21 protein-coding genes are annotated in these 18,662 nt (G+C 57.6%); 1 reads left to right on the top strand and 20 read right to left on the bottom strand.

Annotation, left to right across the window (positions count from 1 at the left end; translation table 11 throughout):
• Positions 1–22: 22 nt before the first annotated feature.
• From ACTJKX_RS09630 to ACTJKX_RS09595, 8 genes are all read right to left on the bottom strand, one after another.
• Complete coding sequence (locus ACTJKX_RS09630) at positions 23–325, bottom strand: hypothetical protein (RefSeq protein WP_394314269.1); 303 nt, start codon at positions 323–325, stop codon at positions 23–25.
• A gap of 824 nt (positions 326–1,149) precedes the next feature.
• Positions 1,150–1,488, bottom strand: coding sequence for a slr1659 superfamily regulator (locus tag ACTJKX_RS09625; RefSeq protein ID WP_311937522.1), 339 nt, complete (start codon positions 1,486–1,488; stop codon positions 1,150–1,152).
• Between the two features lie 21 nt (positions 1,489–1,509).
• A complete protein-coding gene (locus tag ACTJKX_RS09620) occupies positions 1,510–2,064 on the bottom strand; it encodes a slr1658 superfamily regulator (protein ID WP_311937338.1) in 555 nt (184 codons plus the stop codon).
• Between the two features lie 4 nt (positions 2,065–2,068).
• Positions 2,069–4,417: a SpoIIE family protein phosphatase gene (locus tag ACTJKX_RS09615; protein ID WP_440725124.1), complete on the bottom strand. Its 2,349-nt coding sequence runs from the start codon at positions 4,415–4,417 to the stop codon at positions 2,069–2,071.
• Positions 4,414–5,589, bottom strand: coding sequence for a class I SAM-dependent methyltransferase (locus tag ACTJKX_RS09610; protein ID WP_394314320.1), 1,176 nt, complete (start codon positions 5,587–5,589; stop codon positions 4,414–4,416). The genes ACTJKX_RS09615 and ACTJKX_RS09610 overlap by 4 nt, the downstream gene beginning before the upstream one ends.
• A gap of 5 nt (positions 5,590–5,594) precedes the next feature.
• Positions 5,595–6,119 carry a ubiquinone biosynthesis methyltransferase UbiE gene (locus ACTJKX_RS09605; RefSeq protein WP_394314273.1) on the bottom strand — a complete coding sequence of 175 codons (525 nt, stop codon included), beginning with the start codon at positions 6,117–6,119 and terminating at the stop codon, positions 5,595–5,597.
• A gap of 41 nt (positions 6,120–6,160) precedes the next feature.
• A complete protein-coding gene (locus ACTJKX_RS09600) occupies positions 6,161–7,693 on the bottom strand; it encodes a putative bifunctional diguanylate cyclase/phosphodiesterase (RefSeq protein ID WP_440725123.1) in 1,533 nt (510 codons plus the stop codon).
• Between the two features lie 278 nt (positions 7,694–7,971).
• Positions 7,972–8,667: a hypothetical protein gene (locus tag ACTJKX_RS09595; RefSeq protein WP_394314275.1), complete on the bottom strand. Its 696-nt coding sequence runs from the start codon at positions 8,665–8,667 to the stop codon at positions 7,972–7,974.
• Positions 8,668–9,064: 397 nt separating this feature from the next.
• On the opposite strand from ACTJKX_RS09595, the gene ACTJKX_RS09590 reads away from it, so the two are divergent.
• On the top strand, positions 9,065–9,535 hold the full coding sequence (locus tag ACTJKX_RS09590; RefSeq protein WP_367624838.1) for a MucR family transcriptional regulator: 471 nt from the start codon (positions 9,065–9,067) through the stop codon (positions 9,533–9,535).
• Positions 9,536–9,857: 322 nt separating this feature from the next.
• Here ACTJKX_RS09590 and ACTJKX_RS09585 read toward each other — a convergent pair whose 3' ends face one another.
• The 12 genes from ACTJKX_RS09585 to ACTJKX_RS09530 all read right to left on the bottom strand — a co-directional run bounded on the left by ACTJKX_RS09585 (position 9,858) and on the right by ACTJKX_RS09530 (position 18,662).
• Positions 9,858–10,262: an RNA polymerase sigma factor gene (locus tag ACTJKX_RS09585; protein ID WP_440725122.1), complete on the bottom strand. Its 405-nt coding sequence runs from the start codon at positions 10,260–10,262 to the stop codon at positions 9,858–9,860.
• Between the two features lie 416 nt (positions 10,263–10,678).
• Positions 10,679–10,975, bottom strand: coding sequence for a hypothetical protein (locus ACTJKX_RS09580; RefSeq protein WP_440725121.1), 297 nt, complete (start codon positions 10,973–10,975; stop codon positions 10,679–10,681).
• 2 nt (positions 10,976–10,977) lie between these two features.
• Positions 10,978–11,319 (bottom strand): helix-turn-helix domain-containing protein, encoded by a 342-nt coding sequence (locus ACTJKX_RS09575; RefSeq protein WP_149249266.1) that lies wholly within the window; start codon positions 11,317–11,319, stop codon positions 10,978–10,980.
• Positions 11,320–11,827: 508 nt separating this feature from the next.
• The gene (locus ACTJKX_RS09570) at positions 11,828–12,577 is read right to left on the bottom strand and encodes a spermidine synthase (RefSeq protein ID WP_440725120.1); all 750 of its coding nucleotides are present in this window, start codon (positions 12,575–12,577) and stop codon (positions 11,828–11,830) included.
• A 125-nt stretch (positions 12,578–12,702) separates the two neighbouring features.
• Entirely contained in the window at positions 12,703–12,921 is a 219-nt protein-coding gene (locus ACTJKX_RS09565) for a hypothetical protein (protein WP_440725119.1), read from the bottom strand.
• 12 nt (positions 12,922–12,933) lie between these two features.
• A complete protein-coding gene (locus ACTJKX_RS09560) occupies positions 12,934–13,101 on the bottom strand; it encodes a hypothetical protein (protein WP_440725118.1) in 168 nt (55 codons plus the stop codon).
• Positions 13,101–13,406, bottom strand: coding sequence for a zinc ribbon domain-containing protein YjdM (locus ACTJKX_RS09555; RefSeq protein ID WP_149249269.1), 306 nt, complete (start codon positions 13,404–13,406; stop codon positions 13,101–13,103). The genes ACTJKX_RS09560 and ACTJKX_RS09555 overlap by 1 nt, the downstream gene beginning before the upstream one ends.
• Positions 13,407–13,436: 30 nt before the next feature.
• Positions 13,437–14,267 carry a spermidine synthase gene (locus tag ACTJKX_RS09550; protein ID WP_440725117.1) on the bottom strand — a complete coding sequence of 277 codons (831 nt, stop codon included), beginning with the start codon at positions 14,265–14,267 and terminating at the stop codon, positions 13,437–13,439.
• A gap of 224 nt (positions 14,268–14,491) precedes the next feature.
• Entirely contained in the window at positions 14,492–15,010 is a 519-nt protein-coding gene (locus tag ACTJKX_RS09545; RefSeq protein WP_311937290.1) for an NADH-quinone oxidoreductase subunit B family protein, read from the bottom strand.
• A 10-nt stretch (positions 15,011–15,020) separates the two neighbouring features.
• Complete coding sequence (locus ACTJKX_RS09540) at positions 15,021–16,544, bottom strand: hydrogenase large subunit (RefSeq protein WP_440725116.1); 1,524 nt, start codon at positions 16,542–16,544, stop codon at positions 15,021–15,023.
• Between the two features lie 10 nt (positions 16,545–16,554).
• On the bottom strand, positions 16,555–18,003 hold the full coding sequence (locus ACTJKX_RS09535; protein WP_440725115.1) for a hydrogenase 4 subunit F: 1,449 nt from the start codon (positions 18,001–18,003) through the stop codon (positions 16,555–16,557).
• Positions 18,000–18,662 (bottom strand): hydrogenase-4 component E, encoded by a 663-nt coding sequence (locus ACTJKX_RS09530; RefSeq protein WP_149249274.1) that lies wholly within the window; start codon positions 18,660–18,662, stop codon positions 18,000–18,002. Before ACTJKX_RS09530 ends, ACTJKX_RS09535 begins: the two co-directional genes overlap by 4 nt.

Below are 18,662 nucleotides of genomic sequence, written 5' to 3'. Positions count from 1 at the left end.
ATTGGACGGGTGTTTCCTGCAGCTACACCTGTTGGTGCCGAGGCTCGCCGAGGTGAAAGTTCCGGGCGGAATCGTAGCAGAGGCCGCAGATGACGGTTACGCCCGCCTGCGCTTCCTTTTCATCGCCCCAGACATAGTCGGCCTTGGCCAGACCGGTCTCGCAGGCATCGCACCAGGCATCGGATCTGGGATTCACCGGATCGTCGCCGAACCAGAAGCCGACACGATAGCCACGTTGGGCACCCTGGACGATGTGCTGGCAGACAAAGGCCGCTTGCTGCCGTCCGTGGATGGGGCAGTGAATGGTTCTGTCTCCTGGATCCACGATCGGCCCCGGCGGCTCTTGGTGACGATGCACGATAGGTTGCCCGGTCCGATCTGACAATCGTGTCGGGCTCGGCACGCCTGCCGGCCTGCCTGTTGCTTAGAGCAAAGCGCGTTCAGGCGTGAACGCTTTCTTACTCTAACTCTTTGATTCGACGCGACTTTGCGATTCTTGGGGATTCAACCAAATCGCAAAACGCTTTAGTACTTCGATGGTTTCCATGGAAGATAGGAGGGGCCCTGTTGTTGTATTGGCGACAGTTCCCAAGGCTTCGCGGATCCTTGTTCCCAGTTGATCATCCGAGCCAGTCGCCAAACGGATGTTGATGGCGAGCGCGAGAAAAAGGGTGCGAGGCCATGGCCGTTTCTCCACGTCGGAGCGAATGGAGGCGACGATGTTTGAGTGTCCATTTCCTGGCACCGAGTTTACCCGGTAGCCCACCTGTCAAAGGTGCCGGCGCCTGTAACTCCCAGTATGACGGCATTGGGCGTGGCGGTGTCGACGGCATCGCCTTCGGTCGGCAGCACGGTGGGCATCCAGCTGGCTGCACCTGTCGAGTTCTGCGCCTTTAACCATGCCGGCCAAACAATACGCGGTCAGCATCATTGTCACAAGTAGATCATCGAAATGGGGGCAAGTGTGACACATTTTCTTCGATGCAATGTGTCACCCAGAGCCATGAACCACGTCTTTCAAGTAGAATTTCTATGGAAGAACAAGATGATCTCTATTCGATTTGAAGCCTGCCTTGCGGAGATCTCTTGCTAGGCAATCCAGATTTTGAAGCCGACGCTTACGACCATCGCCTGCCTTGGCCGAACGGGTCAATCGATCTGCAGGGAGATCGCCTGGTGGAGCTTCTTGAGATTGGGTAGGGACTTGCTCTGCCAGGGAATCTCGGAACTGCCGCGTACGACGAGCGTCACGTCTGGGTGCTTGCGCACCTCGATTGTAAACTTTGCCAACAAGTTAATTCCTGAAGAATTGAGGAACTCGAGATCAGTCAGGTCGAGGACAATCGTCGGCGGCGCGGCCGTCAGGATGTCAGTCATGAGTGTCATGATCGGAGCATAAGCATCCGTTCCCGACAGGCGCATCGTACCGTCGAAATGGATGACATTGTCTTCGGCCCAGACTCGATATTCGTCAGTCGTGATCTCAATATTTGGCTTCATGGTTCACGGTTAAAAATGAGTGACGGGAAGGGTGGCGAATGTTCCTACATGCACGCGGCTGCCATCTTCAACGGGGTTGAAAATCCAGGCCAGGCGAGCGCCATAGTCATTCATCAAGGTCAGCAATCCAAGACCCGATCCGGAAGTCTCTGGATCTGCAGCGTTGGCTTCGATGCGCTCGATGAGCAGGTCACCAGGGTCACCAACAGTAATTTCAGCGAGCAGGGCCTGGAATGAGGTGGCCGCGTTGGCGCTGACAACATTGGAAACCTTCACTTTAAAGGCATCGGTATCCATCGCCGCCTCGACTCTGATTTCGCCGGGCTCATGGAACTTGACCGCATTCTCTATCAACTCGTTTACCAGGTACCCGATATTGTGCCGGACCGCGCGATAGTCGTTGCGTGAAGTTCGGAATGGCAGGGCGAATATGTCGGCGATGAAATCCGATGTCGTTGCGCAATGGTGCCATCGCAGGTCGAGGGGACCGTCGAATAGGCTCACGCGACTCACGCGTTCATTCATACCGATCACAATGTCTTTCGATCCGTACAAAGTGGTCATGATGTTACCTGTGTCTAATAACGACGAGCGTTATGTCGTCGTGGATCTTGCGGGTTCCAATGTAGTCCATCAGATCTTGAATAATCCCGTTCTTTATTTCCTCAGCGCTCGAGCCATGACGCTGACGTGCGCTCTCGACAAGACGATCCAAGCCGAACAGTTCGCCCTTCCCACCTTCGGCCTCGGTCACACCATCGGTATGTAGCACCACCACGTCACCGCTTGCGAAAGCTATGTTGCGGGTGGCGACAAAAGGCGAAATGTCCTTTTCGAGTCCAATCGGAAATCCCAGATCAATGGTATCGATACGCTCAACTCCACCGCCTGCACGCACCACCACGACTTCCTCGTGCTGGCCCGAAAGCGTGAGCTTACCATCCTCATAGTCTAGAAATGAGAGCGACAGATGCTTGTCCGAATTGGTTCGCTCGAGATTTTTGAATATTGCTCGGTTGAGTCGATCAAGGAACTGGGCGGGATTATTCTCGCCGGTTTCTTGGAGCGCGCGCGCTACCGACTGCACCATCAGCATTAGAACGCCGCTCTCCAAGCCGTGGCCGGTGACGTCACCGATGCCCACCTTAAGCTTCTTGCCGTCCCGCAATACGTCGTAATAGTCGCCCCCCACCTCGTCCGCGGGGCGCATGTAGGCTGCGATCTCTACCCCTGGCATTGCGGCTAGTTCGCGCTCTTTGGGGAGCACCATTTTCTGGATCTGGCGGGCCACGTCGAGTTCGGCACCGAGCCGCAAATTTTCGCTGCGCAGCTGTTCGTTAAGCGATGAAATTTCCAGGTTGGCGCTCTCGAGATCGCGCGTGCGATCCTCGACGAGCTTCTCCAGGTTCTCGGTATGGTAGCTTATCTCCTCGGCCATTCGATTGAATGCCACCCCGACCTCGCCGACCTCATCCTTGGTCGGAATGTGGACCCGAACAGAATAATCCTTGGCCTGCAGCTTACGCGCCGCTCCGGCCAAGGCGCTGAGGCCAGCCGTGATGCGTTTCGACAAACCGAATACCGCTGCAAATACAATGCATAACGCAACGAAAATTGCTGCGAGTTGATAAAGAAGAATACGGTTTGTCGCCTTGGAAATACTATCCTGAGCAGCAATCAAAGTGGCGTATATCTCGTGCTCGGGAACGACGATGCCGACCGTCATTGTTTCCTTTGTTATCGGGCCGGCACTCCACATGTTCGTCGGTCTGAGTTTTTTGAGGACGACGATGTAGTTGACCTTTTCGCCGTTCCGGTCGAGCGAAATGGTCTGTATGACGCCATCGTTGTTTTGATCGAGTGGTAGCGCCGCGACTGCAGCGTCGGTGCTTTTGCGCAGTGACCGGTCGAACACCGTCGGGCTCGAATTGCCGATGCCCAGTGTTTTCTCACCCTCGGGCGTGACGGCGAGTACATTCCCATTGGACATAGCGAGGAATGCAAACCCGGTGTCTGCAATCTTCACGCTTTGCACGATGTCTGCCATCTGATCCAATGTAAGGTCAGCACCAACGACGCCGGCGAGGTCCTTGCGGTCCTTGGTCCATACGGGTTCGAAGAAACTGACGATCAGCTTGCCCGTGACTCCGTCCTTATAGGGCGAAAGCGTCGTGATTTTCTCGTCGACCGGCTTGCTCGCGGGATCCTTGAGCCACCGCTGCCAATCCTCGTAAAGTTGAGGAAAAAAGAAGTCCCACCAATTCGTTACGTTATGGCCCGGATAGACGCGATCGAACGTGGTGCCTTGGTCAGTATAGGGGGTTGAACGCAAAATGGGAGCGCTCTTTGGGCCGATATAGTAGACCTGCAGCTTTCGTGTGCCGTTCGCCTGGACTGCGGGACCGAAAATGTTGAAAGCCGTGCTGTCGCGTACGACTTTTGCAACGTCTGGCGGCAGGTTTTTGGTCGCATTGAGGAGGTACCCCCAAACCGTCACCGCTGACGGGTCACCAGCTCCATTTTGCCACCAATTACTCGATGGATTGTAGGTAAGCGGAGTGGAGAACGTCGGATCGCGCTCGATTGCCTCCCCCACCGTGGCCGCGATTTGGGGATGATCGATCAGAGCCTGCGTCGAACCAGCAAGAATATTCACCTCCGTATGGACCTGATCGAGCAGAAGATCGGTCCGTTCGGCAGTGGTCTCGATGTAGTTGTGCAGGTATTCGCCGGTTGCCTTCGTCAGGCCGAGGCCAACTTGCTGGGTGGCATCCACCGAAAGTCGGTTCACGTTCCAAAGAGCAAGGCCGCCACTGATCAACAGATCGAACAGGACTGCGCCACCGACAACCAGTACAAACTTCGCTCGGAACGAGCGCAAGCCAAACCGCGACGAATTTCCGCCTTTCGCACTCATAGCGGCTTTCGTCCCGACGCAACCCAGATCGGCCAGCCAGCGTATCCCTTCGGATGCAATGCTGCGAAGATATGGTCCTGAAAGCCTTTGCGAAACTGCTTGATGAACTCGGGATCGTCGCCGCGTTTCTGGGACATTTCTCCCGCGAATGTATCCTCCCACGCCTGGACGATATCGGCGAAATCCTGCGGGTCACCATCGAGATTGGTGACCATGAAGGATTCTGCACGAATATCATCAAAACCGGCATCCATCAGATAATGCCGGCTCTTGGGACCCAGTTCGAGATCCATGTTGAAATGGCCGAAGAGTTTGGACAGTTCGTTATATGTCCATTGAATGGACTCGCCGCGAGGTTCTCCCAAGCATTGCGAGATCTTCTCATTGGTTACATATACGCGGCCGCCGGGCTTACAGATTCTGTACATTTCCTTGAGGATCAGCGCAGGGCGATCGAATATCTGCAACGAGTGGCGACAGGTGACGAGATCGAATTGATTGTCTTCGAGCAGCATCTCCGAGGCATCGCCGTAAATATACTCGATCCCACTGATCTTGAACTCCGACGCTACCCGACGTGCATAGGCAAGACTGGAGCGCGAGTGGTCGAGGGCGACAATTCGCGCGGGTGTGAACTCCTTTTGAACGAGTGCAGCGAAATCGCCGATCCCGCAACAGATATCCGCCATGTAGACCCCAGCCCGCATGCCGTGGCGAGGCAAGATGTTGCGTTCGTGCCGCCATGTCATCTTAGTTTGGGTGCGCAAAACCGGAATGAAGCCGCCTTCTTCGAGAAAGCTCTGACCTGGATAGAAGCTGGCGTCATACTCCTGGACTTTGATGGCCGGTTCGATCCGACTCAGGCGGCCGAACTTCTCAGTTGTCCATCCGACCACGCTGGAGGTCACGATAATAAACTGCATGTCCGGCCTCGACCGGCTGGCGTCCAGCATCTCACGTGCGAACGCATGGAATGCCAGGTTGTTCATCTGCGCAAGCCGCCGTACGTTGAGATAGAACACGCCACTCACACGGTTGATCGAATCCCGCAGCAACGCCAAGCTTGACGCCATCTCGTTCAAGGACTGGGGACGCAATGTGCCAGAAAGCGAGTATTCCTGATTGCTAAGGTCGAATTGCGCATTGAAGCGTACATCGTAGGCGAAGGTGATCGCGCTCAATGTGTCAAGCCTCCAAGTGGCAGATCGACAGAGAGCGTTATGGTGTTGTCGCCAACCGTGGTTAGGGTCACCGCAGCGTTGTAGCTGATGGCTAATTCGACCAGGAGCATGTCACGGCTCAGGTCGGCGGCGTTCGACAACGAGTCCATGTAGTTGGCTTCAGCGTGGCTGCCTCGAAGGCGGATCACCGCTTCCTTGAAGAAATCACGTTCATCTTCGCTACAGGTGAAGGTGAGCTCGACCCTTTCGGTATCGCCGTGGCGCGAAATCTTGCAGACGAAAGTTCCCCCGACATGGTTGCTGCGGAAGGTGATCTCCAGCAACTCATTGAGTGCAGATGAAAACAAGTTTGCAAATAGTACAGAGTCTGGCCGATTATGGCTAATCACCCGAGCTAAGAAGGTGGCGATATAATCGCAATGTGTCCAATTGGAGTTGAACGCCTCCATTTCCATGTCAATTTGTACCATGATACGAAAATCATGATCCAAGCTATCGTTGTGCGTGACGTTCGGCGCCATATTACTCTCTGCTATTGCGATGCCCGGCGGAATGTGTCGATTCAGTTGACGCGCTCTCGACGTCTTCGTGGGGCTCCGGCCTTGGAAGCGAATATCCGTGCTCTCTCGGCACTCATGGCCTGGCCGAGATGGTGGCCCTGGAGGACGTCACACCCTTCCTTGATCAGCCATTGCGCTTGTACGGCCGTTTCCACCCCTTCGGCTGTCACCATCATGTCCAGACCGTGCGCCATGCCGATGATTGCCCGTACAATTGTCTGGCTTTTATGCTCTTTTTCGACATTTTGAATGAAGTACTGGTCTATTTTCAATGAGTCGAAGGGAAAATTCTTGAGATAGTTGAGCGACGAATATCGCGTGCCGAAGTCGTCTAGGGAGATGCGGATACCGAGTACGTTCAGCGTATTCAGGGTGTCCAAATTATCGACGGTCTCCTCCAGCAGCACTGACTCCGTGATTTCCAGTTCTATTCTGTCTGCGTTGATGCCGGTACTATCGATGACCTGAGCCACGATGTCAGTGATGGACCCGCCGAGAAACTGCGCGGGCGATAGGTTGACGGCGACATTCAGAGTTTCTGGCCAGGTCATCGCTTGTTTGCATGCTTCCTCGAGCACCCAGCGGCCGATTTCATCCATCAATCCATCCGCTTCGGCGATCGGAATGAACACATTGGGCGTTATCCGCCCGATTTCCGGGTGATCCCAACGCACCAGCGCCTCAAAGCCGACGACCTTGCCCGATGAGCGGAGTAGGGGTTGGTATTCAAGCAGAAGTTCGCGTCGCTCCAGCGCCAGTCGAAGGCTGCGTCTTAGGCTTTCTCGCTGTTCGATCAAAAGCATCATCGAGCGATTGAAGGTCCGCGCACAACCCCGCCCCTCTCCCTTGGCAGCATAAAGCGCGATATCAGCCGCCTTCATCAGTTCCTCGCTCTGCGTACCATGCTGAGGGCCGAATGCGATGCCCACGCTGGCGCCAACGAAGAGCGGTATTTCATTGATCATGAAGGGTATCTTGAAAGCATCAACGAGAGCTTGTGCCGCACTCTCGGCTTCGATCGGGTCCTTGCCAAACTGGATGATCGCAAACTCATCGCCGGCGTAGCGGAAAGCCGAATCGCCCTCCTGCAGCACACCTCGTATCCGATCGGCAGCCATTTTGAGCAGGGCGTCGCCCGTGCCGTGTCCCAAGGTGTCGTTGACTGATTTAAAATCGTCAAGATCGATCTGCAGCAGCGCCGAACGCGTATGCTGGCCGTCGGTCGCGGCCAAGATCTCCTTGAGCCGATCACTGAGGCGTTGCCGGTTCTGGAGGCCGGTCAGCACGTCATGATTGGCTTGATACATCAGCCTGTTGTGCTCGGCCTCCGCGCGCCTTGCAGGAGAATTCGCCACTTCGATCAGGCCGATCCCGTCGGCGGCGGGAAACGCCCAGGCTTCCATTCCTTGGTTGGACGCGGTGGCAATATTGAGGATCATAGGAGCCCTGGTAGCAAGTACCTTGTCCACTGCCTTCCGCGCTTCGCCCGTAGCAATGCCAGGATAGATATCAAACAGGCTCGCACCAATTGACATACTGCCATTGCGCACAGTCCCAAGCTGGGCTGCGAATTGGATAAGTCTTAATTCTCTATCGTAGAAAGAGATTAAATCCTGTGTATGTTTTAGAAATTCTGAGAGAGCTTGCTCGCCCGCTTCAATCTTTTCGACCTCTACTGGGGTCCCTTTTGGTAACCTAAACTTTCTCCAAAAGCGGAACAATTCCAGATCCTCTGACGGTTGTTCAGACAGTCATATATTCACGGTAAATTCCTACTCCGATTTCCGTACGGGATACAATTCAGAATGTCGATTCATTGACGAAAACATTGCGAAGAACGGTCACGGCGCTGGAACGATTCAAATAGGTGAGCCGCAAGGTGACGGCCGACACACGACCGATTGTAGCCATGTGGGGTTTCGCCGAAGTGTAACTGCGAGCGGGGCTGCGGATAGCCGCTCCGTCGCCTGGCCTCCATCAGCTTGGGCCGGCAGACCCGGCTGGAGCTCGAAAGCCCAGGCGTCTGCGAGCGTCGAGTTAAGGTGATGGCACAACTGGCGAAGGGAAGGCTCGTCGAGGGATCGAGGATCAATCCTCCTCCATTGCCGTCTGCGTCGAGATCAATCCACGCCTCGTCAAGATCGGCCGCAAGCTGTTGCCGGAAGCACGATGGATCTGCGCCGACCTGCTCGACCCTCGGTAAGGGTGGAAGGATCAACTTGAGGCAGCCGTGTTCGACTGGGCCATTGTCAGCCCGCTCTTCGGGAAGGAGGCAGCCTCGAGTGATCGTCGCGCCTTCAAATCCTTCGAGTTCGCGGCGATCGATATTGCGTCCGAAATCGCGGACAATGACGTATTCGTCCTGCCGTAAGGCTCGGCCTCGTTTCGCTATTCCGGTCGTCCATGCGTCGAGCGTCTGACCTTGGGAACGTGCATCGGGTTCGAGCAGCGAACAGGCGTGTTCATGGACTGCGGCATCGGCATCGACACCAGCATCTATCGCGGTCAATGGCGCGGCGTCGCACCCTTGTGCGAGATCGTCACGATGAAATTTTCTGGTTGGCTGAGACGTCCTCGGGCCCAAGCCTCGGCGGACGGATGTGTGCGGCTCGTCTTGTTTTAAGGGAACTGGCCGGTGTTCCAACAGGTGCATGTAGATCGAATGTTCTCTAATCACTTATTTTTATAGTGATTTGCACAGAGGGCACGAGCGATCGAAACAGAATCCGAAAAGGCTCGAAATAGTGCACAGGCAGCCATGATCATCCCCGAGGATGATCTTTACAGTTACTGGAATTTGCCGGAGAATCTGAGCCAGCGCAGCGAACGGGTCCACAATGCTGCGTTCATAAAGAAAAACAGCACTCACTTCGACATCACCCCAAAAAACAAGAAGGTGACTGAATATGTCTGAGGACGACGCAAGTCTGGTCGACCTGACAGTCGACATCGTCTCTGCCTATGTTTCCAACAACCAGGTTGCCACCGCATCCCTCGCGGATCTGATCCATTCGGTGCACAAAGGACTAACGGATCTGAACAATCCAAGGTCGGTCGAGGCGGTTACCCCGCCAAAGCCCGCCGTTCCGATCAAGAAATCCGTCACCCCGGATTATCTGATCAGTCTGGAAGACGGGCGCAAGTTCAAATCGCTGACCCGGCATCTGCGGACGACCTATGAAATGACGCCCGAGCAGTATCGGGAGAAGTGGGGCCTGCCCAGCGACTATCCCATGGTTGCGCCGAACTATTCAGCTACCCGCGCGCGCCTGGCCAAGGAACTCGGACTGGGCCAGATGAATCGAAAGGCGAATAGCGCACCGCCACCGCCACCGCCTCCCGCGCCCAGCAGGGGCAGAAAGAAAAAGGCGTCGTAGCGGCCTTGGCGTAGGGCGGAATGAACCCAGCGCATGTGATCACGGACGTTCTTGTCGGCCTGTGGATGTCTACGGATCACCCATAAATACCGGGACGGGACGTCGTTGAAGCGTTCTTGCCATACCGGCACGCCGTCAGGCAGCTTGGGATCGTCTTCCTCGATTTCAAGCTAGGATGGTGTGCCGTCCCTTTGGCGAGGTCGCCGGCACATGGGAGCCCTCCTTGCGCAGCCTTTCCAAGGCTCCGGAAAAGCCTTCGGCAGTGCGGTGAGTTCCTCGCATTTGACGACATTGACGATCTCCGCCCTCGTATCCAGCCACTTCACGGCCCAGAAGCGGACATAGCTCGGCAGCCGGGTATAGATGCCGGTGGCCGAAAATCACATCCGAGCAATCCACAGCGGTCGAGCCCGATCAGCACCCGTTCCGGCGAAACCAGGTCGCAGTTTTCCCACAGGATGTCGGTGAGTTCATCGTCGATTTCATTGCGCCTGCGCTGGTTGCGCAGATGACTGGTGACGGCATGCTGCGCAACGCGGGTGATGAACCCGGCCGGATTGCGGATCGCATTGTCTTCCAGACCGGCGTTTTCCAGTTTCAGCCAGGTGTCCTGCATCAAGTCCTCGGCTGTCGCCGAGCAACCGGTGGGTGCCTTGGCCACCGCCTGCAGCCGCGGCCGCATCTTCGCAAAGGCACTGATCAGTTTTCCGAGAGACAGCCTGTCCACGCCAGCCCGCAACATAGATAAGAAGAACAATGCTCCTAAAGGTGAAGCAATCCCAACCTAGAGGATGAGGAAAAACCCTGCAATAGCAATGATTTATAGAGATTCTAACTTGCGCGGCGACCCATGCGGCGGTTCTGCAACTCCGCGCCTCGGCGGCTGGCTCCGAGACATCAGAATGCCATTAACTACGCCGATCACCCTATGACTCGTCAAAAGATCAGAGCCCCGGGCGCTCGTCCTTCTTCACAAGAAGACCATTGGGGAGCTTGTCGCCATCCTTCATTGCCCACAGCATGGTGGCTGTTTCGTCGTGATATGCTTGCCGGATTGGCTTGCCATCGAACCGACCGCCGCCAGAGTAATCATGGTGACGGCGCAAAGCCCGGCAGACATTCTCAAGAGGGTTTATCGGAATATCACAGGATGCCGCTCAGATTGGCTGGGGTCTGGCCATAACGCGCCAGGACCACCGCGCCTTCAAAACCACCGGCGTCCCGATTCACCGTGCGGGACAGGGCCATGGCCCCGACATAGGTGACCGCATCGAATCCCGGCCCCGCGCCCCTCGCGATCGTGGCTGACGTCCCGACCATCGTTGAGGCCATCTCCCTTGCCTTCGGCTCATCGGCCATGTCGATGGCAGATTGGGCGAGAAGATCTCCATCAAGAGTGCGGATGAAGGGAAGCGCGAGATAGCGTGTGATCCTGGGCATTGTCAGTTTGCCTCTCCAAGAAACTTGATGAAATTGATGGCCTGCCGATACTTGTCTGCCGGTAGCCGACGCAAAAGCTCCAGCATCTCATTTTCGCTGTTCGGGTCGACACTGATGAGTTCAGCCGGCGAGCAATCAAGAGCTGCCGCCAAGGCCTCCAGAACCTCCTGGCTATAGGGTTGCTTGCTCATCTCGATCCGGTTGATCGAGACATGCGTGATCATGGGTTTGCCGTCCGGCAGTGTTTCAAGACGATCCTCGAGCCTGCGCAAAGACAGCCCTCGCTTCAGTCGCCACTCCTTGATGTAGGTCTTGCCAAGGCTACGGTGCCGTATGCTGCCCATATTGCTCTTTTTCGCTACACAGGAGGTTGCATCGTTCGGACTCTATAGGCCTTTTGCTAACGCTGAACAACTCAGATGTAACGCATGGTGGAACAATCGTTGATGAGCATTGATCTGGATCAACGCGAGTGCCGGCGTCCTGTGTCTTCCTATTTCAGGCGCGGTTGCTGCACATAGTCGGCAGGAATGGCGCCTGTTCCATCCGATCTATTCAGTAGGGAAGATCCATGTCAGGCGGTGAAGTTCTCATGCTTACGATGATCATTGCAGGCACCTCGATCTTGGGTATTGCCCTCGCGATTGCCGGCTGGCGTAATTGATCGAATGAAATCCGGGTGGTGCTGACGCTCGGCTCGGTTCTACAATCTTCGCTGCCGCAGTTGGCTGGCCGACTGCATGATGGCGGTTGACTTGCCGCCTCTCCTAGGGGGCAATTCAATCGCCAGTCCTCTTGTCCTTCCGGCATGGAGAACCGACTGGAGATTTCGCCAATAGTCCGCCAGGCCCTTCAGCGTGCATATTTGTCAGCGCTTTCCAGGTGCGAACGCCTGACAAGCCATCGCGCTGCATCGGTGGCAACCGTGTCCGGCAAAATCTGCCATTGAATGTCCAGATGGCCTTCTGGAACACAGGCGATCACCGCATTGCGGTCCGGTTCCCTAACGACCTCGTCAATGATCCAGGTCTGCAAGCCCGGGCCGGCAAGTCGCTTGCCGGCGATGTCCGGAAGCAGATCCATCCCGTACTCGATCAGAACATTCATGGCGATCCGGCCACTGTGGCCCAAACGGCCGAGGAGAGTGCGGCAGGTCATTTCGTCGAACTCGGTGGCGTAGTCGAATCCGGGGCCACCGACGTCGACGGCAATCGCATCGAAGCAATCCCGATTGTAGGTGATGAAATCCTTGAAATCGGCGGCGATGCATCGAACGTCCGACGGCATCCAGAAATATTCGCGCGCAAGCGTGAAGCTCAGCGGGTTTCTGTCGATGACTGTAACGGACTTGCCCTGCCGATGCAGCATCGTGGCCAGCGTGCCGCCGGCACAACCAAGCACGAGAACGTCTCTGGCCGGCTGCAGGAGAGCCTTCATCAGGTGAACATAGGTGAAGCAGCTCTCTCCGGACCGCCAGGCATGGCTCTGGAAGGAGCCTCCCTCATAGTACCGACGGGCACCCGTGGCTTTCTCCTCGATGACGAAGATCCGGCCATGGATGCCCTCGAAACGGGCTAGCAACTGCACGGTGCCTCCCTCCATATGCGGATAATGTGCCGAATGCTGCTCGGGACACTCAACCGCGTCGATCCAGCGTCACCAGCTTCTCGGCGACCGCCCTGCCGTGCATCGACCAGACAAGCGTTCGAAGGTGACTCTGCGACCCTTCATTCGATCACGAACCGACCGTTCGTTGAAAGAAAGAGCAATGTCTGTCGATAAAACAGGGGGATGGTCAGAATGGGCTCATTGTCCCGATAGCCTTGGATCGGCGGGCCGATCACGGCAGCGTGGCGCCTCAGATATGCTTCCCATATCGTCGGGAAATCCAGACCTTCCGCGATCATGTCGTTGCATTTTCGAACCAGATTATCGGTTTTTCCCATGTGGCAGCGCCATCATTGAGTTCCTGCATAGAGATCGGGCATGAACTCATTGGCGTGGCATTGATTTGGATCAATGCCACAGCATGCCTGGGCAAGATCAGCATTGCGATAATGGCCGCCTTCCAGGCTAAGTGCGGAAATGGAGATGCGGCTGCCCTCAAAGATGGCGCCGCGACCCATCAACGCTTGCGCACGAACTCCGTGCGCAGAACCAGGCCCTTGATTCCTTCATAGCGGCAGTCGATTTCCTCATCGTTGTCAGTGAGGCGGATCGACCGGACCACAGTCCCCTGCTTCAAGGTGAGACTGGTTCCCTTGACCTTGAGATCCTTGATGAGGGTGACCGCGTCGCCATCGGCAAGGACATTGCCAGCCGAGTCACGAACCGTTTTTTGGCTGGCTTCAGCGGCGGCCTTTACTTGCGAAGCGGGCAGCCATTCGCCGCTCGCCTCATCATAGATATAATCTTCATTGTCGTTGGCCATGGCCACTCCATCTAATGTTGGTCGAGCAGACTATCGTGCAGCGAGAGGCCGTTCGTCCGAGGCTGGTCCGATGTCGAACATGCGCTGCATGAACAGTTCGGCCAGCTGCCGCTCCAACCCGCTCACGGGTGTTTTTTGCCTGTGATGATAGGGTGCCAGGGGGCTGCGCGGAGGCCTTTTCGTCCAAGGAACATTGTCCAAGGCAGTCCCGTATACCTCATCCCGCAGACTGTGATGCTCAGTGGGCGGGAGGCGAACAAGCACGGCGTTGAAGTCCCGCTCTCCGATCTGGTCGTAGATCCACAGGCCGGCACCTTCGGCCATGAGCCCTGAGGCGATATGGTCGGCGAGCGTATCGGCGGCCTCGGGAATGATCAGGTTCATGGCCAGGCGGCCGGCTGGGCTTAGCCTCTTGCAGATTGCCTCGCAGGTCGGCGCATCGAACAGATCCTGGAAGGCAATGGTCGGCCCTCCGATGTCGACCGCGATACCGTCAAATTGGGCGCTCTCCGTTTCCAGGTAATCTCGAAAATCCGCAGCCACACATCGTATGGCTGGCGCCATGCCAAAATAGTGGCGTGCGATGCGAAAACTCTCCGGATTGTTGTCGACAACGGTCACGCGCTTGCCGGATCGGTGGAGCATCGTCGCCAGTGAGCCGCCGGCACAGCCCAGCACCAGGACCTCTTTGCAGGGAGAGAGGACATCCGCCATCAGGCGAACATAGGACAACAGGCTGGTTCCATCCGGGTCGGCGTAGGTCTGAATGGCGCTACCTTCCAGATAGATACGGCCGCCTCGACGATCTTCGTAAATCGCGACCACGCCCGATTTTGAGTCGATGAGATCGATCTGACGCATTGAACCCCGATTTGACGTGATGCCGATCGGCAGGCCCGTCGCCTTCGCCCTACCCAAACCGATGCGATATGAGCATCGGTTTGATGTTTTAAACATCAATGATAAAGCAATATATGGCAATAAGAAGGTTCGGACCGCAAGAGGAGTGAATGGCCCGAGGCCGTCCTCAATCATTCGGCGGGGTGGTGCAGCGCACGCAACGGCCCTTCACGTGACTGTGACGATTACATCTGCGTTCGGCTCAAAAGCGCCAGAAGGCCTTTGAGAAGCGCGGTGGGTGTGGGCGGACAGCCGGGAATATGGAGATCGACGGGTATGACGTCGGATACCCCCTTCGCGCAGGCATAGCTACCCGCGAACAGGCCGCCATCCAGCGCACATCCTCCGGCAGCAACGACCCATTTGGGCGAGGGCATGGCCTCATAGGTCCTTTGCAACGCCTCGCGCATGTTCAGCGTCACAGGTCCTGTAACCAGCAGTACGTCGGCGTGCCGTGGCGAGGCCACGAGATGCAGGCCGAAGCGCTCGAAATCGTAGAAGGCGTTGCCAAGAGCGTTGATCTCAAGCTCGCAGCCATTGCAGGAGCCGGCGTCGACCTCGCGGATGGCGAGGCTCCGGCCCAGGCGCGCCTGGGCAGACCGGCCCAATTGGGCAATGAGGCCGGCGATTTCCGGATCGTGGGGGGAAGGAGCCGGTTCGGTGAGCGGGGCTTTGCGCAATGTATCGAACAGCAAACGTCTCATGACCGGAACCTCACAGATCATGTCCGGAATAGGAACAGTTGAAGGATTTGTTGCAGAGCGGAAAATCGGCCACGATGTTGCCGTCGATCGCCGCTTCGAGCAGAGGCCATTGGAACCAGGACGGATCGCGCAGATGGCAGCGGCGGATTCGTCCGTGCTCATCGAGGCTGACCCAGACGAGGATATCGCCGCGAAAACCCTCCACCAGGGCCATCGCCTCGCCGGCTCTTGCCTGGGATAGATCGGCGTGGACGGGGCCTGGGGGGAGGCGCTCGAGGATCTGGTCGATCAGCGACAGGCTCTGCTCGACCTCCCTGATCCGGATCCAGACCCGGGCATTGACGTCGCCATCGGAAAGGACGGGTATTTCGAACCGCAGATCGTCATAGGGGGGATAGGGCAAGACGTGACGCGTGTCGAAACGCCGACCCGACGCCCGGCCGATGAAACCGCCGCATCCGTATTGGCGTGCCAATGCCGGATCGACGATTCCGGTTCCTACCGTCCGATCCTGCAGCGAGGCCGTATTGTCGTAGAGCTCCACGAGCGCCGGAAAGACGCGGCGAATTTCAATCAGGAGGTCCTTTAGCGCGACCTCCCCGTCCGCGACCAGATCGTTGCTAATGCCGCCGGGAATGATGCGATCCATCATCAGGCGGTGCCCGAAGCAAGTCATGGCAGTGCGCAGGACGCGTTCGCGCAGTACACTGCAATGCGCGTGCATCAAGGCGAAGGCCGCATCGTTGCAGATGGCGCCGATATCGCCGAAATGATTGGCGAGCCGCTCGAGTTCGGCCATCAGGCCCCGCAGCCATACAGCACGCGCCGGCACTGTGGCGTCGTGGACAGATTCAACAGCATTCGCAAAGGCCAAAGCATAGGCAACGGTGCTGTCGCCCGACACGCGGCCGGCCAGCTTGGCAGCATGCTTGATATCGGCACCGATCATCAGCCCTTCCACGCCCTTGTGGGTGTAACCAAGCCGTTCCTCGAGCCGAACGACGGTCTCGCCGCCGGCCGTGAATCGGAAATGTCCCGGCTCGATCACGCCGGCATGGACAGGACCAACAGGGATCTGGTGCAGGCCTTCGCCTTGGGCGCCGAGGAAGGGATAGGGCACGGCCAATGCGGGGGAAGGGGTCTGGCCGCCGAGCGGATGCCGCACCGGCCACATTCCGTGATCGAGCCATGGCCTCGTGTCAGGTAGGCCGATCGGCAGCAACCCGAAGAGATCGTGCACGGTGCGTTCCAGGCGCATCGCCGGCGGGTGAGACTTGCTCAAGGCAGGATATTGACCACCCGGGCAATCATGGGTGACCACCGCCCCCGTCCGCTGCGCTTCATCGACCACCGCGACGCGAACGACGCCACCACTCTGCCGATTTTCCCCCCATAGACCCAGTAGCGTGACGGCACCCTGTTGCAACTGTTCGGCCAGGTCGTGCCACAGGGCATCGTCGGCCGTGATGTGGGGCCAGGAAAGATGCGCCCCAGGCGTAGGATTGGCGGTCAGCAGCTCTTGGAGCGTTGCCATGGCGTGCATCCTAACCAAGCATGTTCGCGACGTGCTGGAACCAGGCAACCAGCGGTGCAGGCAGATAGAAGCCTGCGATCAAGACCAGGGCCAGATGGAGGGCCAGGGGAACATAGGATGCCTTGACCGGCGCCATCGTTCCTTTCGGGGCGCCGAAGGCAAGTCCTTGCATGCGCAGGATCAGGGCTCCGAAGGCGACCAGCAATCCCATCACCAGAGCCAAGGCCAGCAGGGGTTGCCGCCCAAACGTGGCGCTCACGATCAGGAATTCGCTCATGAATACCCCGAACGGCGGCAGGCCGGCGATGGCGAGCACACCAAAAACCAGCCCCCAGCCGAGCGGTGGGTGGCTCTGGGTCAGGCCACCGATCTCGGCCATCTTCTGGGTGCTTTTGGCTTGGGCGACATGACCGACGGCAAAGAAGATCGCCGATTTCGTCAGGCTGTGCATGGTCATGTGCAAGAGGCCGGCAAAATTGGCGAGCGGGCCTCCCATGCCAAAAGCAAAGGCGATGATGCCCATGTGCTCGATGGAGGAGAAGGCGAACATGCGCTTCATGTCGCGGCGCCGATAGAGCATGAAGCCGGCGAAGATGAGCGAGACGAGGCCCATCGTCACCAGCATCGGACCGGGCGCGATGGCCGCGGGGTTGGCGGCGAGCAGGAGCTTGAAACGCAGCACTGCATAGAGGGCGACATTGAGCAGCAGGCCGGAGAGCACGGCCGAGATCGGTGTCGGCCCTTCGGCGTGCGCGTCGGGCAACCACGCGTGCAGGGGCACCAGGCCCGCTTTGGTGCCGTAACCCAGCAGCAGGAAGATGAAGGCGAGATTGAGCAGCGAGGGATCGAAGTCGGCGGCGTGCCGCAGCAGGACCGTCCAGACCATGCCGTCCACGCCTTCGCCCACGATGGGGCGGGCTGCCATATAGACCAGGATGGTGCCAAAAAGGGCCAGTGCAATACCGACACTGCCGAGAATGAAATATTTCCAGGCCGCCTCGATGGCCTCCTGGGTCTGGTAGATCCCCACCATCAGGACGGTGGTCAGCGTGGCAACCTCGATGGCGACCCAGATCAGGCCGATATTATTGGCCAGCAGAGCAAGATTCATCGCAAAGAGCAGGACCTGGTACATCGCGTGATAGAAGCGCAGATGCGAGGGCGTCAGCCTGCCGATTTCCAGCTCATGGCCGATATAGCTGGCGCTGAATACGCTGGTGGTGAAAGCCACGAAGGTGTTGAGGAGAAGGAAGACGATATTGAGATCGTCGACCACGATGAAGGAACCTGGGTCCGGCCTGTAGAACAAGAGAGAGAATGCGGCCGCCAGGGTCAGGAAGGCGGAAAGCGCGTTCAGCCTCGCCGACAGCCGGAAATCCGGCAGGACCGCCATGAGGATGGCGGCCAATATCGGAATGATCAGGATCAATGTCGAACCGTCCAGGGCAAGGCCGCTCATTGACGTTCTCCCTGAAAACGGTCGAGAGCCTTGGAATCCACGGTGTCGAAGCGCTCGCTGATGCGAAACAGGAAGATGCCGATGACGAAAAGGGCAATCAGCACCGAAAAGGCGACACTGATCTCGACCACCAGGGGCATGCCCTTTGCCCCGGTGCCTGCGAGGATCAGGCCGTTCTCGATCGACATGAAGCCCACCACTTGGCTGACGGCGTTGCGGCGTGTCACCATCATGAGAAAACCGAGCAGGACGACCGAGAGAGCGAAGGAAAGGTCCTCACGTGCCAGGGGATCGGCGCCGGCCGTGACGCGCAGCATGATCACCATGGACAGGGCCACCAGGCCGATGCCCGCGAGCATGGTCAATCCCACGCCCACGACCGTCTCCACTTCCCGGTGAATCCCGAGGCGGGCGATGATGCGATGCAAGGCGACGGGAATGATGATCGCCTTGAAGATGAGGGCGATCACCGCGGTGACGTAAAGGTGTGTCGCGCCTTGAACCCAGGCTTGCCAAGCCACCGACAGCGACAGCACCACGGCCTGCAGCGCAAAGATGTTGAGCAGCGCGTAGAGGCGGTTCTGGTAGAGCATCATGAAGCTTACCAGCACCAGGCCGCCGGCCAGGACATGGGCTATGTCGAAGGTGAGCCCGTTCAT

It is taken from the genome of Labrys sp. 22185, from assembly GCF_052045555.1.
GTDB lineage: Bacteria > Pseudomonadota > Alphaproteobacteria > Rhizobiales > Labraceae > Labrys > Labrys neptuniae.
Note: the sequence above shows the minus strand (reverse complement) of the source record. Positions and strands in the feature narration are given on the sequence as shown.

What these genes read in the sequence shown, in the direction of transcription:
- ACTJKX_RS09620 (WP_311937338.1), bottom strand. Translation starts at nt 2,064, where the DNA reads ATGACCACTTTGTACGGATCGAAAGACATTGTGATCGGTATGAATGAA.
- ACTJKX_RS09615 (WP_440725124.1), bottom strand. Translation starts at nt 4,417, where the DNA reads ATGAGTGCGAAAGGCGGAAATTCGTCGCGGTTTGGCTTGCGCTCGTTC.
- ACTJKX_RS09605 (WP_394314273.1), bottom strand. Translation starts at nt 6,119, where the DNA reads ATGGCGCCGAACGTCACGCACAACGATAGCTTGGATCATGATTTTCGT.
- ACTJKX_RS09600 (WP_440725123.1), bottom strand. Translation starts at nt 7,693, where the DNA reads ATGTCAATTGGTGCGAGCCTGTTTGATATCTATCCTGGCATTGCTACG.
- ACTJKX_RS09590 (WP_367624838.1), top strand. Translation starts at nt 9,065, where the DNA reads ATGTCTGAGGACGACGCAAGTCTGGTCGACCTGACAGTCGACATCGTC.
- ACTJKX_RS09580 (WP_440725121.1), bottom strand. Translation starts at nt 10,975, where the DNA reads ATGCCCAGGATCACACGCTATCTCGCGCTTCCCTTCATCCGCACTCTT.
- ACTJKX_RS09575 (WP_149249266.1), bottom strand. Translation starts at nt 11,319, where the DNA reads ATGGGCAGCATACGGCACCGTAGCCTTGGCAAGACCTACATCAAGGAG.
- ACTJKX_RS09570 (WP_440725120.1), bottom strand. Translation starts at nt 12,577, where the DNA reads ATGGAGGGAGGCACCGTGCAGTTGCTAGCCCGTTTCGAGGGCATCCAT.
- ACTJKX_RS09565 (WP_440725119.1), bottom strand. Translation starts at nt 12,921, where the DNA reads ATGGGAAAAACCGATAATCTGGTTCGAAAATGCAACGACATGATCGCG.
- ACTJKX_RS09560 (WP_440725118.1), bottom strand. Translation starts at nt 13,101, where the DNA reads ATGGGTCGCGGCGCCATCTTTGAGGGCAGCCGCATCTCCATTTCCGCA.
- ACTJKX_RS09555 (WP_149249269.1), bottom strand. Translation starts at nt 13,406, where the DNA reads ATGGCCAACGACAATGAAGATTATATCTATGATGAGGCGAGCGGCGAA.
- ACTJKX_RS09550 (WP_440725117.1), bottom strand. Translation starts at nt 14,267, where the DNA reads ATGCGTCAGATCGATCTCATCGACTCAAAATCGGGCGTGGTCGCGATT.
- ACTJKX_RS09545 (WP_311937290.1), bottom strand. Translation starts at nt 15,010, where the DNA reads ATGAGACGTTTGCTGTTCGATACATTGCGCAAAGCCCCGCTCACCGAA.
- ACTJKX_RS09540 (WP_440725116.1), bottom strand. Translation starts at nt 16,544, where the DNA reads ATGGCAACGCTCCAAGAGCTGCTGACCGCCAATCCTACGCCTGGGGCG.
- ACTJKX_RS09535 (WP_440725115.1), bottom strand. Translation starts at nt 18,003, where the DNA reads ATGAGCGGCCTTGCCCTGGACGGTTCGACATTGATCCTGATCATTCCG.
- ACTJKX_RS09530 (WP_149249274.1), bottom strand. Translation starts at nt 18,662, where the DNA reads ATGAACGGGCTCACCTTCGACATAGCCCATGTCCTGGCCGGCGGCCTG.